Source organism: Bartonella sp. 220B, assembly GCF_026930205.1.
Classification (GTDB): domain Bacteria; phylum Pseudomonadota; class Alphaproteobacteria; order Rhizobiales; family Rhizobiaceae; genus Bartonella.
Genome location: NZ_JANHOI010000007.1, coordinates 16,216 through 33,300, shown reverse-complemented (window position 1 = coordinate 33,300; position 17,085 = coordinate 16,216). Strand labels below are relative to the sequence as shown.

13 protein-coding genes are annotated in these 17,085 nt (G+C 36.3%); 10 read left to right on the top strand and 3 right to left on the bottom strand.

Annotated features, from left to right (window positions below; translation table 11 throughout):
• The first annotated feature begins 51 nt into the window (after positions 1-51).
• A protein-coding gene (prfB, locus tag NPX99_RS05785; RefSeq protein ID WP_269030940.1) for a peptide chain release factor 2 occupies positions 52-1,180 on the top strand; the annotation gives its coding sequence in 2 pieces (ribosomal slippage) (positions 52-120 and positions 122-1,180; 1,128 coding nt in all).
• Positions 1,181-1,308: 128 nt separating this feature from the next.
• On the opposite strand, the gene NPX99_RS05780 is transcribed toward prfB, so the two are convergent.
• The 3 genes from NPX99_RS05780 to NPX99_RS05770 form a co-directional block, all read right to left on the bottom strand.
• Positions 1,309-1,791: a peroxiredoxin gene (locus NPX99_RS05780; protein ID WP_269030939.1), complete on the bottom strand. Its 483-nt coding sequence runs from the start codon at positions 1,789-1,791 to the stop codon at positions 1,309-1,311.
• Positions 1,792-1,958: 167 nt separating this feature from the next.
• On the bottom strand, positions 1,959-3,212 hold the full coding sequence (gene tyrS / locus NPX99_RS05775) for a tyrosine--tRNA ligase (RefSeq protein ID WP_269030938.1): 1,254 nt from the start codon (positions 3,210-3,212) through the stop codon (positions 1,959-1,961).
• A gap of 266 nt (positions 3,213-3,478) precedes the next feature.
• Complete coding sequence (locus NPX99_RS05770; protein WP_269030937.1) at positions 3,479-4,168, bottom strand: alpha/beta hydrolase; 690 nt, start codon at positions 4,166-4,168, stop codon at positions 3,479-3,481.
• A 163-nt stretch (positions 4,169-4,331) separates the two neighbouring features.
• Here NPX99_RS05770 and NPX99_RS05765 point away from each other — a divergent pair, with 163 nt between their 5' ends.
• The 9 genes from NPX99_RS05765 (at position 4,332) to NPX99_RS05725 (ending at position 17,074) form a co-directional block, all read left to right on the top strand.
• Positions 4,332-5,477, top strand: a complete 1,146-nt coding sequence (locus NPX99_RS05765) for a cysteine desulfurase family protein (protein ID WP_269030936.1) — start codon at positions 4,332-4,334, stop codon at positions 5,475-5,477.
• 166 nt (positions 5,478-5,643) lie between these two features.
• Positions 5,644-7,155 carry a Fe-S cluster assembly protein SufB gene (gene sufB / locus NPX99_RS05760; RefSeq protein ID WP_269030935.1) on the top strand — a complete coding sequence of 504 codons (1,512 nt, stop codon included), beginning with the start codon at positions 5,644-5,646 and terminating at the stop codon, positions 7,153-7,155.
• A gap of 54 nt (positions 7,156-7,209) precedes the next feature.
• A complete protein-coding gene (gene sufC / locus NPX99_RS05755) occupies positions 7,210-7,965 on the top strand; it encodes a Fe-S cluster assembly ATPase SufC (protein WP_269030934.1) in 756 nt (251 codons plus the stop codon).
• An 11-nt stretch (positions 7,966-7,976) separates the two neighbouring features.
• Positions 7,977-9,242, top strand: a complete 1,266-nt coding sequence (sufD, locus tag NPX99_RS05750; RefSeq protein ID WP_269030933.1) for a Fe-S cluster assembly protein SufD — start codon at positions 7,977-7,979, stop codon at positions 9,240-9,242.
• 9 nt (positions 9,243-9,251) lie between these two features.
• A complete protein-coding gene (locus tag NPX99_RS05745; RefSeq protein WP_269030932.1) occupies positions 9,252-10,496 on the top strand; it encodes a cysteine desulfurase in 1,245 nt (414 codons plus the stop codon).
• A complete protein-coding gene (locus tag NPX99_RS05740; protein WP_269030931.1) occupies positions 10,489-10,890 on the top strand; it encodes an SUF system Fe-S cluster assembly protein in 402 nt (133 codons plus the stop codon). The genes NPX99_RS05745 and NPX99_RS05740 overlap by 8 nt, the downstream gene beginning before the upstream one ends.
• 74 nt (positions 10,891-10,964) lie before the next feature.
• Positions 10,965-12,605 carry a site-specific DNA-methyltransferase gene (locus NPX99_RS05735; protein WP_269030930.1) on the top strand — a complete coding sequence of 547 codons (1,641 nt, stop codon included), beginning with the start codon at positions 10,965-10,967 and terminating at the stop codon, positions 12,603-12,605.
• Positions 12,606-12,627: 22 nt separating this feature from the next.
• Complete coding sequence (locus tag NPX99_RS05730) at positions 12,628-14,268, top strand: site-specific DNA-methyltransferase (RefSeq protein WP_269030929.1); 1,641 nt, start codon at positions 12,628-12,630, stop codon at positions 14,266-14,268.
• Positions 14,269-14,290: 22 nt separating this feature from the next.
• Positions 14,291-17,074, top strand: coding sequence for a DEAD/DEAH box helicase (locus NPX99_RS05725; protein ID WP_269030928.1), 2,784 nt, complete (start codon positions 14,291-14,293; stop codon positions 17,072-17,074).
• Positions 17,075-17,085 lie beyond the last annotated feature (11 nt).

Genomic DNA, 17,085 nt, shown 5'->3' with positions numbered 1-17,085 from the left:
AAAAATATAATCAACAAGAGTCTTAAAAAATGAAAACTGTGGTGTGAAATTATGCGAGCTGAAATAGAAGCATTGGTTGATGAAATCCAAAAAGCAATTAAGTTGCTAAGGGGGCATCTTTGACTGGGATCAGTCACTAAAACGTCTCGAATATCTCAATCAAAAAGCAGAAGATCCAGCACTTTGGGAAAATGCACAACAAGCGCAAGAGATGATGCGTGAACGTCAGCGTCTTGACGATTCAATCAATGGTATTCGATCATTTACAAAAATACTCGAAGAATGCATTGAATTAATCGAAATGGGCGAAGAAGAAAGTGATATGGAAATTATCACTGATGCAGAAAACTCAATACGTCATCTTAAAAATGAGATAGATAAGAGGCAAATTGATGTGCTCCTTTCAGGAGAAGCCGATCCGAATGATACTTATTTAGAAGTTCATGCTGGTGCAGGAGGAACGGAAAGCCAAGATTGGGCTTCTATGCTGTTACGCATGTATACACGCTGGGCTGAACAGCATAAAATGAAAGTTGACTTATTAGAAATTCACGATGGAGAAGAAGCAGGAATAAAATCAGCGACTCTTCTTGTAAAAGGGCATAATGCTTACGGTATGTTGAAAACAGAATCAGGCGTTCATCGTTTGGTACGTATTTCCCCATTTGATTCAAATGCAAAGCGCCACACTTCTTTCGCTAGCATTTGGGTTTACCCAGTTATTGATGATAATATTGAAGTTGATGTTTCAGAGGCAGATGTTCGTATTGATACATATCGTGCTTCAGGAGCAGGAGGACAGCATGTGAATACGACAGATTCTGCAGTCCGCATTACACATATCAAAACAGGTATTGTTGTTCAATGTCAAACCGAGCGTTCTCAGCACAAAAATCGAGCAACTGCTTGGTCTATGTTGCGTGCAAGACTTTATGAAGAAGAGCTCAAAAAAAGAGAAGAAGAAACAAATGCCATTGAATCTTCTAAGACAGAAATCGGATGGGGACATCAGATTAGATCTTATGTTCTTCAACCCTATCAACTTGTCAAAGATTTACGCACAGGTACTGAAAACACGGATCCGCAATCCGTACTTAATGGAAATTTAGATGCATTTATAGAGGCAGCACTTGCTCAACGCGTTTATGGAAAAGCCCAAGAAATTGAAGATATTGATTAATCAGAAATAATATTTTCCCAAAAGTTACAGATTTATTTCTTGGCTCTTTTATTTCAGCTTTTCAAGCTCAATTTACGAAAGCTAATAGGAGAGGGGATTTCACATCCTATAGGCGCTTGAATCAAAGTTTACAAGCTATTGCGATGTAAAAGTGCAGCAGCAGCAAATACTTCATCTGCGTGTCCAGGTACGTTAACTTTACGCCATTCTTCTATTATTTTTCCAGTTGAATCAATCAGAAAAGTGCTGCGCTCAACACCCATATATTTTCGTCCATACATACTTTTCTCAACCCAAACACCATAAGCTTCAAGTGTCGCTTTTTCTTCATCGGAAACAAGGATGATATCAAGCTCGTGTTTTGTTTTAAATTTGTCATGTTTTTTAACACTGTCTGGAGATATTCCAATAATAACAGCTCCAATTTCATCAAATTTTGTCTTCAATCGCGTAAAATCAATTGCTTCACGTGTGCATCCACTCGTATCGTCCTTTGGATAAAAATATAAAACAATAATTTTTTCCTGAAGATCAGAAAGACGTAAATTTTTTTCACCGTCGCGTGGTAAATTAAAATCAGGAGCAAGAGTGCCTTTTATCGGTTTTGTCATTTATTTTGCTCTTTCTTTTCTGTATAGTAAATATGAAGCAAGAGAATACATAGAAGGAGTAAAGATACAATTCTCTCGTCATTTTTTTAAGAATGTTTTTTTCCTTAAAGAATACCTTATATCATAAGAATGAAACCGAGAAAATGAGAGAGAAAATTATAAATCAATTATAGTGGTTTTATCAAAACATGTTTTTTCTTACCAAAAGAAAGTTTAATTGTTCCTTCAGCATTGATGTCTTCCTCAAAAATAAGATGCGTTTCATTCTCAATGGTTTTATCATTGATACGGACACCCCCACCTTGAACATGTCTACGTGCCTCACTGTTAGATTTGGCTAATCCTGCTTGTACTAAAAGAGTTAATAATCCCACACCTGTTATTAATTCTGTAGCGTTAATTTTAACAGTTGGAAGGTTTTCTCCGAGTGTTTTTTCTTCAAAAGTTTTACGAGCAGTTTCGGCAGCTTCATTAGCAACACTGCGCCCATGCAGCATTGCTGTAACTTCTGTTGCAAGAATCTTTTTAGCTTCGTTAATTTCAGTTCCTTGTAATGTAGAAAATTTAAGAATCTCGTCCATTGGTAATGTCGTATAAAGCTTTAAAAATCTTGTAACATCAGCATCTTCTGTATTGCGCCAATATTGCCAAAATTGATAAGGTGAAAGCATATCTGCATTAAGCCATACAGCACCATTTAATGATTTACCCATTTTGGCACCGGAAGATGTTGTCAATAATGGTGAAGTTAATGCATATAACTGTACTGTTCCTAAACGATGTCCCAACTCAATGCCATTGATAATATTGCCCCATTGATCAGAGCCTCCCATTTGCATGCGTAACCCATAACGCTTATAAAGTTCAACAAAATCATAAGCTTGTAGGATCATATAATTGAACTCAAGAAATGACAAAGAATGTTCACGTTCAAGTCTCAATCTAACAGAGTCAAATGATAACATGCGGTTAACAGAAAAATGTTTTCCTACATCACGTAAAAACTCTAAATAGTTCAAGTTACATAACCATTCAGCATTATTAACAATGCATGCATCGGTTTTTCTATCACCAAATGTTAAATAGTTCGCAAATACCTTTTTAATACTAGCGATGTTTTTAGCAATATCATCTTGTGTCAAAAGGCGCCGTGCCTCATCTTTAAAGGAAGGATCACCAATCAATCCTGTTCCTCCACCTATCAAAGCAATGGGACGATGACCGGTTTTTTGTAACCAATAAAGCATCATAATTTGCAGAAGACTTCCAGCATGTAAACTTGATGCGGTAGGATCAAATCCAATATAAGCACTTACAACTTCTTTTGAAAAAAGATCATCTAAACCTTTTTCATCCGAAATTTGGTGAATAAAACCACGTTCACTCATGATGTGTAAAAAATCAGATTTAAAGGCAAGCACAGTTTTTGTATCCTAATTAAATTATATTCGTTTATACAATGGATTATTCATCCATTCTCCCTAGCATAAATAATACAGTTCTCACAAGAGAACGAGAGATTTAGTCATGAAAACAAATGTTTTATACCTTAAGAAGAAATGCTTTTCATTGAGAGAAAAGAAATTATTTTTATCTTTAAACGCAAGTGGATATAAGAGAGCTAGAGAATACTAAAAAATAAACTTTCCTGTTATTATCGGAATAACTTTTTTCATTTTTGTAAATCTTAGCTTTTGTAAGCAAGTGAAAGTATTTCAGGAGGAGGAGAGAGAAATTCACCTGTAATATGATTATCCAAATATTGTGCACATCGTTCAATAAGCTCTTTATTGCATCCACTAAAAAAGTGGTTAGCACCTTCCATTATTTCTTGTGTAATTGTGATACCTTTTTGTGTTTTTAGTTTATCTACAAGTGTTTGTACATCTTTTTGGGGAGCAACTTTATCAATGTCACCGTGAATGATAAGTCCAGAGGAGGGGCAGGGGGCAAGAAATGAAAAATCATAAACATTAGGTTGAGGAGCAACGGATATAAAGCCTTCGATTTCTGGTCGACGCATTAAAAGTTGCATCCCAATCCAAGCACCAAATGAATATCCAGCAACCCAGCAATTTTTAGAATCAGGATGTTGTGTTTGCACCCAATCGAGTGCAGCTGCAGCATCTGAAAGTTCTCCTATTCCATAATCAAATTCACCTTGGCTACGCCCTATACCACGAAAATTAAAACGCAATGTAGTAAAACCGCGTTGTTGGAACATGTAGAAGAGATCATAAACAATTTTATTGTTCATTGTGCCACCAAATTGAGGGTGAGGATGTAAAATAATGGCAATTGGTGCATTTCTTTGTTGTGAAGGTTGATAACGGCCTTCAAGTCGACCTGCGGGACCATTAAAAATAATTTCTGGCATTAAATGCTCCTTAAATGCTCTAAAGGCCCTCATTGACCTTTGCCGACTTTTACCATAGAATCTCTATTTAATTACTAGATATTCTTTATTTAAGTGCATTTTTCAAGAAAATTGCACTATTTTTTTAAAATCAACTGATATTGCTTGATGATTGCGATGTAAAATGGCTGTAAAACGTCGATATTTTGATCATAATGCGACAACACCGCTCAAAAAAACGGCGCGCGTAGCATTACTGGAAGCTTTAGAGATATTTGGTAACCCATCATCTGTTCATGCAGAAGGACGTGCTGCTAAAGCTTTATTAGAAAAAGCACGCAGACAAATTGCTGAAAATCTTAACAGCCATCCAGATCATGTTGTCTTTACATCTGGTGCAACTGAAGCAGCAATGACGCTCTTAACACCCCTTTATGATATGGGAAGCTCTAAAGTTCAATTTTCTCATCTGTATATTGGAGCGACTGAACATCCATCTATTGCAGAAGGAGGACGTTTTTCTAAAGAATCCATTAGTGTCGTTGCTGTTGATCAAGATGGGCTCATTCAACAAGATAAATTAATTTCTCTCTTAGCCGTTCACAACAACATAAAAGGACTTCCTCTTGTTGCTATTCAAGCTGCTAATGGTGAAACCGGTGTTATTCAACCAATAAAAGAAATAGCTGCTATTGTTCGGAACTTTGGAGGCATTCTTATCGTTGATTTGACACAATATGTAGGAAAAAACTTTGTTGATATTCATCAAATGGGAGGAGATTTTTTTATACTATCTGCGCATAAAATTGGTGGACCAAAAGGAATTGGTGCTTTTGTTTCATGTGGGAACCTTCTGATGCCATATCCCCTTATTATAGGAGGAGGGCAAGAAAAGGGTTTGCGTGGAGGAACAGGAGCTGTGCCACTTATTGCTGCTTTTGGGGCAGCGATAGCTGATTGTTTCACACAACAAGAGAGAGAACAGTTAATATCTTTACGTAATAAATTAGAAGATGGAATACAGACAATATCTCATAATGTTGAAATTTTTGGTAAAAGAGTTCAACGTTTGCCAAACACAACTTATTTTACTGTATGCGATATAAAAGCTGAAACTATGCAAATTGGTTTTGATTTAGCAGGTTTTTCTGTCTCAGCAGGTTCTGCTTGTTCCTCAGGAAAAGTAACACAAAGTAAAGTTTTGACAGCAATGGGACATCATGTCCCTAATGGAGCGATTCGCATTTCAATAGGACAGAGCACAATGTCTCAAGATATTGATGATTTTTTATTATTTTTTTCTCAAATGATCAGTAATAAAAAAAGGTAGAACTTATTTATTTATATTTATAAATTAGAATTATTGTAAAAAACAAATAAGTTTGATTGAAATTTCTTCACTTTATATATAGCCTAGAAAGTGAGCTAGTCATTCTAATTCTGTAAAAACAAGACTTTTAGTTACCGGTTCTTGATACCAAAAATGGAGAAAGTTTATGCCGGCAGTACAAGAAACAATACGCCAAGTGCGTGAAATAGATGTTGATCAATATAAATATGGTTTTGAAACCAATATTGAGACAGATAAAGCCCCAAAAGGTTTAAATGAAGATATTATCAGATTTATTTCTGCTAAAAAACATGAACCTGAATGGATGCTGACATGGCGTTTACAAGCTTTTCGTCGTTGGTTAACAATGCAAGAGCCTGATTGGGCGCGCATTAAATACCCAAAAATTGATTTCCAAGAGCTCTATTATTATGCTGCTCCTAAAAATCATACAGGGCCAAAATCTTTGGACGAAGTGGATCCTGAGTTATTGGCAACTTATGAAAAACTTGGTATTCCTCTCAAAGAACAAGAAATTTTAGCCGGGGTAAGAAAACAGTCTGATCCCTCCACTTTTGATGATAGCATTTATGAATCGGGGCAGGTAGCCGTTGATGCGGTCTTTGATTCTGTTTCTGTTGTAACGACATTTAAAAAAGAATTGGCACGTGCTGGTGTTATTTTTTGCTCCATTTCAGAAGCAATTACTGAACATCCTGTTCTCATTAAAGAATATTTAGGAACCGTTGTGCCTGTTGGTGATAATTATTATGCTGCCTTAAATGCAGCTGTTTTTACAGATGGTTCATTTGTCTATATTCCCAAAGGCGTTCGTTGTCCTATGGAGCTTTCAACCTATTTCAGGATTAATGAACGCAATACAGGCCAATTTGAGCGGACATTAATTATTGCGGATGAAGATTCTTACGTTTCTTATCTTGAGGGATGTACTGCCCCCCAACGAGATGAAAATCAACTCCATGCTGCTGTTGTAGAGCTTGTTGCGCTTAAAAATGCAGAAATTAAATATTCTACAGTACAAAATTGGTATCCTGGTGATAAGGATGGTAAAGGTGGTATTTACAATTTCGTGACAAAGCGCGGGGACTGTCGAGGCGATAACGCAAAGATTTCATGGACACAAGTTGAGACGGGTTCGGCCATTACTTGGAAATATCCCTCTTGCTTATTGCGTGGTGATAACTCACGTGGAGAATTTTATTCTATTGCCGTTGCAAATGGCCATCAACAAATTGATTCCGGTACAAAAATGATTCATTTAGGAAATAATACATCAAGCCGTATTGTTTCGAAAGGTATTTCAGCTGGTTTTTCAAATAACACCTATCGAGGGCAAGTGACAGCACATAGAAAGGCACAGAATGCACGCAATTTTACACAATGTGATAGTTTGTTAATTGGTAATGATTGTGGTGCTCATACAGTTCCTTATATTGAAGCAAAGAATGCGACAGCGCAATTTGAACATGAAGCAACGACATCAAAAATTTCTGATGATCAGCTTTTTTATGTTATGCAACGAGGGATTCCTGAAGAGGAAGCAATCGCGTTAATCGTGAATGGTTTTGTCAAAGAAGTCATTCAAAAACTTCCAATGGAATTTGCTGTCGAAGCACAAAAACTCATTGGTATTAGCCTTGAAGGTAGTGTGGGATAATTATTTAAATAAAGAGCACACTTAGATATAAAATAGCCAGAGCAGGATTAAATTATGTTGGAGATAAAAAATTTGCGTGCCCGTATTGTTGGAACCGATACAGAAGTTATTCGTGGTTTAAACTTGACTGTCCAAGATGGTGAAGTTGCTGCTATCATGGGACAAAATGGAGCCGGAAAATCAACTTTATCTTATTTGCTTGCTGGTCGTGATGATTATGAAGTGATAGAAGGTGATATCCTTTATAATGGACAATCACTTTTAGAAATGGATCCCGCAGAACGTGCTACCTATGGTGTTTTTCTTGCCTTTCAATATCCAATGGAAATCCCTGGAGTAGCAACAATGGAATTTCTAAAAGTTGCAATGAATTCTCAACGCAGAGCGCGTGGTGATGCAGAACTTAAAATTCCTGAATTTATAAAATATGTTAAAGAAGTTTCTTCAAAACTTGAAATAGATATGAATATGTTAAAACGTCCATTGAATGTAGGTTTTTCAGGTGGAGAAAAAAAACGTGCTGAAATTTTACAAATGGCGCTTCTTGAACCTAAACTCTGCATCTTAGATGAAACAGATTCTGGCTTAGATATTGATGCTTTAAAAATTGTAGCGGATGGTGTGAATAAACTTCGGGATTCAAAGCGTTCATTTTTGGTGATTACGCATTACCAGCGCCTGCTTAATTATATTATTCCTGATACGGTACATGTTCTCTATAAAGGACGAATTATTAAAAGTGGCGATAAATCATTAGCGCTTTATTTAGAACAAAATGGATATGCTGATCTCATCAGCGAAGCTGCTTGAGGTCATTGGATATGAATGCACAGCAAGAATTGTTAGCAGTTGAAAAAGATATACTTAATAATTTCAACCAATGTGTAGACAATTTACCTGGTGATAGAGCTGTACAAGCAATTCGCAAGAAAGCGATTGAACTGTTTCAAAAAACACAACTCCCTTCACGTAAAATTGAAAATTGGCATTATACGAATCTGCGTACATTATTGAAATCTGTTAGTCATTTTTTAGAAATAAGTGATGAGAAATTTATTGAACCTTTACTTTCAGAAAATGCTCTCTTTTCTATTAGAAATGGAAAAACAGTTACGCAATCACAGATAACAAATATTACAGTAAAACGTCTTGCAGAGGCATTATTAAAAGAAAATTTTGTCAAGATAGACCAAATTATTTCTGATGATGATTTTATTGGACAATTAAATACAGCTTTTGTTACGGACGGTTGGCTTTTTCATATTCCTGAAAATACAAAATTAAATGTTCCCATTGAATTACAAAATATTCAAATGGGAGGGCAATCTCATATTTTTTCAGACATAAAAATTGAGAAAAACTGTCAAGCCGTATTTATTGAACATCAGATTGGTAATGATAAAGATACCTTTGTCAGTTCGATATCTTCCTTACATATTGCTGCTTATAGTGATATTACATGGATCATCATTTGCAATCGTGGTTTCAACTCTACACAGTTTAGCCGATTTCGTACTATTCTTGGGCGAGGAGCAAAACTATCCCTTTACGTAGTTAATATAGGCAGCGAACTTAATCGTCAGGAAATTGATGTTGCGTTACAAGAAGAGGAATCGAATTTTCAATTACGAGTCATCAATTTATTATCAGGACAAACGCATAACGATCTTACGATGACCGTCGGTCATGTTGAAGAAAAATCAACCTCAACTGAAATTATACGCAACGTTGTCACGGATAAGGCTGTTGGTGTTTTTCAAGGAAAAATAAGTGTTGCTCAAAAAGCGCAAAAAACAGATGCGCGTATGGCTTGTAATAGCCTCGTACTTTCAGATACTGCGGAATTTAATGCAAAACCTGAACTAGAAATTTTTGCTGATGATGTTGTATGTGGACACGGTGCAACAGTTGCTAATATTAACCATGACCATCTTTTCTATCTCATGGCACGTGGCATTCCTTTTAAAACTGCTCGCGGACTTTTAATTAAAGGATTTGTCTTTGAGCTTATTGAAGACATCAAACAAGATGATATTCAAACTATTTTAAAAAATATTATTAGCAGATGGTTAGAAAAAAATGTTTAAGGTAAAAAAATGGGAAATGACGTACAAACATTCAGTTATGATGTAGAAAAAATTCGGCGTGATTTTCCTCTTTTACAGCGTAGTGTTTATGGTAAGCGGTTAGTTTATCTTGATAATGGCGCCTCTGCTCAAAAACCACAATCAGTGCTCAATGCAATGGATAATTTCTATCAAAATAACTATGCGAATGTGCATAGGGGAATGTATTTTTTAGCAAATACAGCAACACAAGCTTATGAAAATGCTCGTGAAACAGTTCGTGCTTTTGTAAATGCTCAAACTGCTGAGGAAATTGTTTTTACAAAAAATGCAACAGAAGCCATTAATACTGTTGCTTATGGTTGGGCTATGTCCAAGTTAAAAGAAGGGGATGAAATTGTTCTCACTATTATGGAGCATCATTCAAATATTATCCCTTGGCATTTTCTTCGTGAACAAAAAGGTGTTAAGCTCATTTTTGTTCCGATTGATGAAAATGGTATTTTACATATTGAGGATTTCCAAAAAGCTTTAAGTAAACGGACAAAACTGGTCGCTATTACGCATATGTCGAATATATTGGGAACTATTCCTCCTGTTAAAGAGATTGTTAAGCTAGCACATCAAAATGCCATTCCTGTTCTTGTTGACGGTTCTCAAGGAGCTGTCCATTTAACAGTTAATGTACAAAATCTTGATTGTGATTGGTACGTGTTTACAGGTCATAAGCTTTATGGTCCTACAGGTATTGGTGTTCTTTATGGTAAAAAAGATCGGCTAGAGGAAATGCATCCTTTTCAAGGAGGAGGGGAAATGGTTGAGGATGTAACAACTGATAAAGTTTCTTACAATGCTCCTCCCTACCGCTTTGAAGCAGGAACGCCTCCCATCGTTCAAGCTGTTGGATTGGCAGCAGCTATTAATTATGTACAAGAAAAAGACAGAAACGCTATTCATGCCCATGAATCAGCACTGTTAGCCTATGCACATGAAAAGCTTGAAATGGTTAAGTCATTGCGTATTTATGGACGTTCTCCTCATAAAGGAGCTATTATATCTTTTGAAATGGACGGTATCCACGCACATGATATTGCTATGTTTATTGATAGAAGAGGGGTTGCTATACGTGCGGGAACACATTGTGCACAGCCTTTATTACAACGCTTTGGTTTAACATCTATTTGTCGTGCTTCGTTTGCTATGTATAATACCCATGAAGATATTGACCAGTTAGTGGAAGCATTAGAAAAAGCAAGGACGTTTTTTAATGGCTAAAACAATTGAAGAACATCATTCTACAGGATCTGTTGAAACTGTAAGTGAAAATGAAAAGCCTTATATATCAGCAATTCCAGCTGATGAGATTGATCGTATGACAAATGATATCATTTCCGCTTTGAAAACGGTTTATGATCCGGAGATTCCTGCTGATATTTATGAGCTAGGATTGATTTATCGTATTGATATTGAAGATGATCGTTCAGTAAAAATTGAAATGACGCTTACAGCACCGGGATGTCCGGTTGCCGGTGAAATGCCAGGTTGGGTAGAAAATGCTGTAAGCGCAGTTGAGGGGGTTTCGCACGTTGAAGTCACCATGACATTTGATCCGCCATGGACACCTGATTGTATGTCAGAAGAAGCGCAAATTGCTGTTGGATGGTACTAAAAAATTTAAGGGAGTTTAATTTACTCATAAGTGAGCTTTTTATTTTTTGCAAGCATATAAATTGAGGACATCGAATGGGGTATCATAAACAAAAATTAGAACTTACTTGGATTGGAAAAGAAAGGCGTCCCAAACTCGAACCCCGTATTTTATTGGAAGATCTTGAAAAATCTTATCATGCGGCGCATCAAATGTCCGCTCAGGATATTTTTGATAATAAACTTATTTTTGGTGATAATTTGCTCGCACTCAAAGCACTTGAACAAGAATATATGGGTAAGGTGAAATGTATCTATATCGATCCACCTTATAACACAGGAAACGCATTCGAACATTATGAAGATGGTTTAGAACACTCTATATGGCTAAGCCTTATGAGAGATAGATTAGAATTGTTACATCGTTTGCTTGCAGATAATGGAAGTATTTGGATATCCATTGATGATGATGAACAAGCTTATCTTAAAGTTATGATGGACGAAATTTTTGGTCGACAAAATTTTGTAAACAATGTCATTTGGCAAAAGAAATATGCTCCACAAAATGATGCAAAATGGCTTTCAGATAATCATGATTTTGTAATGGTTTATGCCAAAGATAAAACCATTTGGCATCCTAATTTACTTCCTCGTTCATCTGATATGGATGCGCGCTATAAAAACCCTGATAATGATCCTCGTGGTTCCTGGAAATCAGGAGACTTATCCGTGAAAAGGGTGACACCTAAGGATATTTATGAAATCACCACACCTTCTGGACGTAGGGTGATGCCGCCAAATGGCAGAAGTTGGGCAATTAGTAAAAGTAAATTTTATGAGCTATTAGAAGATAACCGTATTTGGTTCGGACCAACAGGAAGCAATGTACCTTCTCTGAAACGTTTTTTATCAGAAGTAAAAAATGGTATAGTTTCAATGACTATTTGGCTTTATGAGGAAGTTGGACACAATCAAGATGCCAAAAAAGAAGTTAAGGTCTTTAATTCCGATAATGTATTTGCAACTCCCAAACCTGAACGGCTTATAGAACGCATTATTCAACTCGCCACCAATCCTGGTGATCTTGTATTGGATTCCTTTGCGGGTTCTGGTACCACCGGAGCGGTTTCTCACAAAATGGGGCGCAAATGGATTATGATTGAACTTGGGGAACATTGTCATACCCATATCATTCCTCGTTTGAAACAAGTGATCGATGGCACTGATCAAGGTGGTATTTCTAAAAATGTAAATTGGCAAGGTGGAGGAGGATTCCGCTATTACCGTCTTGCACCTTCTCTATTGCAAAAAGATCCTTGGGGACAGTGGATTATTAGTCGTGAGTATAATGCTGCTATGCTTTCAGAAGCCATGTGCAAACATATGGGATTTACTTATGCCCCTGATGAAAACCATTATTGGATGCAAGGATATTCAACTGAAACGGATTATATTTATGTCACGACTAATGCTATGACACATGAACAACTACGCGTTATCAGTGAAGAAGTTGGTCCTCATCGCACTTTGCTTATTTGTTGCTCAGCCTTTGATACAAAACCGGAATCTTTTGAAAATCTCACACTTACCAAAATACCTCGTGCTATATTAGAAAAATGTGAATGGGGGAGGGATGATTACAGTTTAAATGTGGCAAATCTTGAACCGATGGTTGTCGTAAAAGAACCTCAAAAAGATAAAAAAATTGTACAAGAAGAATTAAATCTATTCGGATAAAAAGTAAAGAAATAGATTACAAATGAGACACAATAAACAAAAATTAGAACTTACTTGGATTGGAAAAGAAAGGCGTCCCAAACTCGAACCCCGTATTTTATTGGAAGATCTTGAAAAATCTTATCATGCGGCGCATCAAATGTCCGCTCAGGATATTTTTGATAATAAACTTATTTTTGGTGATAATTTGCTCGCACTCAAAGCACTTGAACAAGAATATATGGGTAAGGTGAAATGTATCTATATCGATCCACCTTATAACACAGGAAACGCATTCGAACATTATGAAGATGGTTTAGAACACTCTATATGGCTAAGCCTTATGAGAGATAGATTAGAATTGTTACATCGTTTGCTTGCAGATAATGGAAGTATTTGGATATCCATTGATGATGATGAACAAGCTTATCTTAAAGTTATGATGGACGAAATTTTTGGTCGACAAAATTTTGTAAACAATGTCATTTGGCAAAAGAAATATGCTCCACAAAATGATGCAAAATGGCTTTCAGATAATCATGATTTTGTAATGGTTTATGCCAAAGATAAAACCATTTGGCATCCTAATTTACTTCCTCGTTCATCTGATATGGATGCGCGCTATAAAAACCCTGATAATGATCCTCGTGGTTCCTGGAAATCAGGAGACTTATCCGTGAAAAGGGTGACACCTAAGGATATTTATGAAATCACCACACCTTCTGGACGTAGGGTGATGCCGCCAAATGGCAGAAGTTGGGCAATTAGTAAAAGTAAATTTTATGAGCTATTAGAAGATAACCGTATTTGGTTCGGACCAACAGGAAGCAATGTACCTTCTCTGAAACGTTTTTTATCAGAAGTAAAAAATGGTATAGTTTCAATGACTATTTGGCTTTATGAGGAAGTTGGACACAATCAAGATGCCAAAAAAGAAGTTAAGGTCTTTAATTCCGATAATGTATTTGCAACTCCCAAACCTGAACGGCTTATAGAACGCATTATTCAACTCGCCACCAATCCTGGTGATCTTGTATTGGATTCCTTTGCGGGTTCTGGTACCACCGGAGCGGTTTCTCACAAAATGGGGCGCAAATGGATTATGATTGAACTTGGGGAACATTGTCATACCCATATCATTCCTCGTTTGAAACAAGTGATCGATGGCACTGATCAAGGTGGTATTTCTAAAAATGTAAATTGGCAAGGTGGAGGAGGATTCCGCTATTACCGTCTTGCACCTTCTCTATTGCAAAAAGATCCTTGGGGACAGTGGATTATTAGTCGTGAGTATAATGCTGCTATGCTTTCAGAAGCCATGTGCAAACATATGGGATTTACTTATGCCCCTGATGAAAACCATTATTGGATGCAAGGATATTCAACTGAAACGGATTATATTTATGTCACGACTAATGCTATGACACATGAACAACTACGCGTTATCAGTGAAGAAGTTGGTCCTCATCGCACTTTGCTTATTTGTTGCTCAGCCTTTGATACAAAACCGGAATCTTTTGAAAATCTCACACTTACCAAAATACCTCGTGCTATATTAGAAAAATGTGAATGGGGGAGGGATGATTACAGTTTAAATGTGGCAAATCTTGAACCGATGGTTGTCGTAAAAGAACCTCAAAAAGATAAAAAAATTGTACAAGAAGAATTAAATCTATTCGGATAAAGAATAAAAAGCGGAGTTTCGCATGAACACTGTTGAAAAAAGGATTTCTGCTCGCTTATCGTTGCGCTATCCTCAACATGAAGCCTTAAATGTTTTGGCACACATCTTAGAGAACATTGAACTTTCTAAAAATACTGATTTGGTTGCGGATCTAGAAGCAATAAAAAATCTCTATCCTTCTATACAAGATTTTGAACGCGATTTTCCTTCTTTTTGTTTTGCTTTGGCAACTGGAGTTGGAAAAACACGACTGATGGGTGCTTTTATTAGCTATCTTTATTTAACAGGTCGCAGTCGTCACTTCTTTATTTTAGCACCCAATTTAACTATTTATGAAAAATTAAAACAGGATTTCAATCCTCAAAGTTCTAAATATGTATTCAATGGAATTAATGAATTTGTTACAAATAGACCAGTAATTGTGACAGGTGAAGATTATGAAACTGGTAGAGGAATCCATTCTCATGAACAGAAGTTTCGTGGGCAAACACGTTTGTTTGAAAATAGCGATACAATCTTTATCAATGTTTTTAATATCTCAAAAATTAACACAACAGATAATAAAAAAAGCGCTGCAAAATCGAGTGTTCCGCGTATTAAACGCCTACAAGAAACTATTGGCGAAAGTTATTTTGATTATCTCGCAAATCTTCCTGATCTAGTACTGTTAATGGATGAAGCACATCGTTATCGTGCTTCTGCCGGTGCTTCAGCGATCAATGAATTAAAACCTGTTTTAGGTATAGAACTTACAGCGACACCGAAAACAATAGGAGCAAAACCGGTAGATTTTAAAAACGTCGTTTATGGCTATTCACTTGCAGAAGCTATGAGAGATGGGTTTGTAAAAGAGCCAGCTGTCGCTACGCGTAAAGACTTTCAACCGAAAAACTATACGCCTGAACAATTAGAGTATATTAAACTACAAGATGCAATTCATGCGCACGAAAAAGTAAAAGCAGATTTAATTATTTATGCTAGCGATTATAAAAAAAAATGCGTTAAGCCTTTTGTGTTAGTTGTAGCTCAAGATACAGAGCATGCACAGAAATTGCGTGATTTGTTAGAAGCGGATGATTTTTTTTCCGGAGCTTATAAGGGAAAGGTTATAGAAATTCATTCAAAACAATCGAATACAGAAGAAGATAAGAATATTCAAAAGCTGATTGCAATTGAAGATCCAAGTGAGCAAACGGAAATTGTTATTCATGTTAACAAATTGAAAGAAGGATGGGATGTCACCAATCTCTATACCATTGTGCCTTTGCGTGCATCTACTTCAGAGATCTTAACTGAACAAACGATAGGTCGTGGGTTACGTTTGCCTTATGGTAGAAAAACCGGCATAGAATCGATTGATCGTTTAACAATCATTGCACATGACCGTTTCCAAGATATTATTGATCGTGCTAATGAGCCAAACTCAATTATTAAAAAGCATATTGAGATTGGAATAGGGGGGGATATATCAATTGAAAAATCAGATATACTCACAGTACCAAGTTGTGCAGAAACAGAATCAACAAAGACAACGGTGACACGCTACTCCAATATAAACGGAGCATCTGATTTACAAGATATCACGTTGCATAATACGGCTCCATCTTTTACTTCCGAAGAGAAAAAAATTGCTGATATCACGTGGAATATTATCAAAGGATATGAGAAATTGCCGAATTCTCAGGCACTTTGCTCCACTGTAATACAAAAAAAAATCAGTAATGAAGTTATAGAAACCATGCACGTGTCAAAGGATGCCCTTATTTCTGATCGCATAAAAGGAGAGGCTGAAGCTTTGGTGTCAAAAGTGGTTGCAGATCTAACACAAAATTTAGCAAAACGTATAATAGATATTCCTAATATTGTGCTTATTCCCTCTGGTGAGGTTACTTATGGTTTTTCTGACTTTGATTTACAAAACCTAGAAAGTTTAAATTTGCAACCTGTGAGTGAAGAGCTTTTAATTCGAGAATTACGCACACATAAAAGTACTTTTCTTATCTCTGAAAATGAGTATCTTAAAGAGCCTCATCTTGAAAATTATATCATTCGTGCTTTAATTGATAATGATTTTATTGATTATGACAACCATACGCCACTATTACGAAAATTAGCGCGGCAGTTGGTACAACATTTTCAATCTTATTTACCAAATGATGATGCTGTTGAGAATGTATTGATTCACTATCAGCATCAACTTAACAATTTTATCGTTGCTCAATTAAAATCACACCAGTGGGAAACACAGCGAGATTATGAAGTTAAAATTACGCGGGGGTTTACAATTTTAACAGCTATGCATTACACACTACCACAAGGTACATCTCCTCTTGATTTTCGTTTTATTCCTTCCAATAAAAGCGATATTAAAACACTTGTATTCAAGGGATTTAAAAAATGCTGTTATCCTTTACAAAAATTTGATTCAGTGGAGGGGGAGTTGCGATTTGCTCAAATATTAGAGGATGATGTAAAAGTATTAAAATGGATGAAACCCGCTCGAGGTTTTTTCAAAATAGAATATGGCAAAGGATTGATTTATGAACCGGATTTTGTTGTAGAAACGAAAGATGCTAAATATCTTTGTGAACCTAAAAAAGCATCTGAAATACACAATCCTATTGTTTTGAAAAAGAGAAATGCAGCCGTTCAGTGGTGCTATCATGCAACGAGTTATGCTGTTACGCATGATGGAAAACCATGGCATTATGTTCTTATTCCACATGATACTATTAAGGCCAATCGTAGTTTTGAAGGTTTGTGTACAGAGTTCACAATTTCGAGTGCTGAACTTAATGCGGAATAGCTCTTTTCCCA

Excerpts from the sequence above, each read along its gene's own strand:
- NPX99_RS05730 (WP_269030929.1), top strand. The coding sequence starts at position 12,628 with ATGAGACACAATAAACAAAAATTAGAACTTACTTGGATTGGAAAAGAA.
- sufC (WP_269030934.1), top strand. The coding sequence starts at position 7,210 with ATGTTGGAGATAAAAAATTTGCGTGCCCGTATTGTTGGAACCGATACA.
- NPX99_RS05770 (WP_269030937.1), bottom strand. The coding sequence starts at position 4,168 with ATGCCAGAAATTATTTTTAATGGTCCCGCAGGTCGACTTGAAGGCCGT.
- NPX99_RS05740 (WP_269030931.1), top strand. The coding sequence starts at position 10,489 with ATGGCTAAAACAATTGAAGAACATCATTCTACAGGATCTGTTGAAACT.
- sufD (WP_269030933.1), top strand. The coding sequence starts at position 7,977 with ATGAATGCACAGCAAGAATTGTTAGCAGTTGAAAAAGATATACTTAAT.
- NPX99_RS05725 (WP_269030928.1), top strand. The coding sequence starts at position 14,291 with ATGAACACTGTTGAAAAAAGGATTTCTGCTCGCTTATCGTTGCGCTAT.
- NPX99_RS05745 (WP_269030932.1), top strand. The coding sequence starts at position 9,252 with ATGGGAAATGACGTACAAACATTCAGTTATGATGTAGAAAAAATTCGG.
- NPX99_RS05735 (WP_269030930.1), top strand. The coding sequence starts at position 10,965 with ATGGGGTATCATAAACAAAAATTAGAACTTACTTGGATTGGAAAAGAA.
- sufB (WP_269030935.1), top strand. The coding sequence starts at position 5,644 with ATGCCGGCAGTACAAGAAACAATACGCCAAGTGCGTGAAATAGATGTT.
- NPX99_RS05780 (WP_269030939.1), bottom strand. The coding sequence starts at position 1,791 with ATGACAAAACCGATAAAAGGCACTCTTGCTCCTGATTTTAATTTACCA.
- NPX99_RS05765 (WP_269030936.1), top strand. The coding sequence starts at position 4,332 with ATGGCTGTAAAACGTCGATATTTTGATCATAATGCGACAACACCGCTC.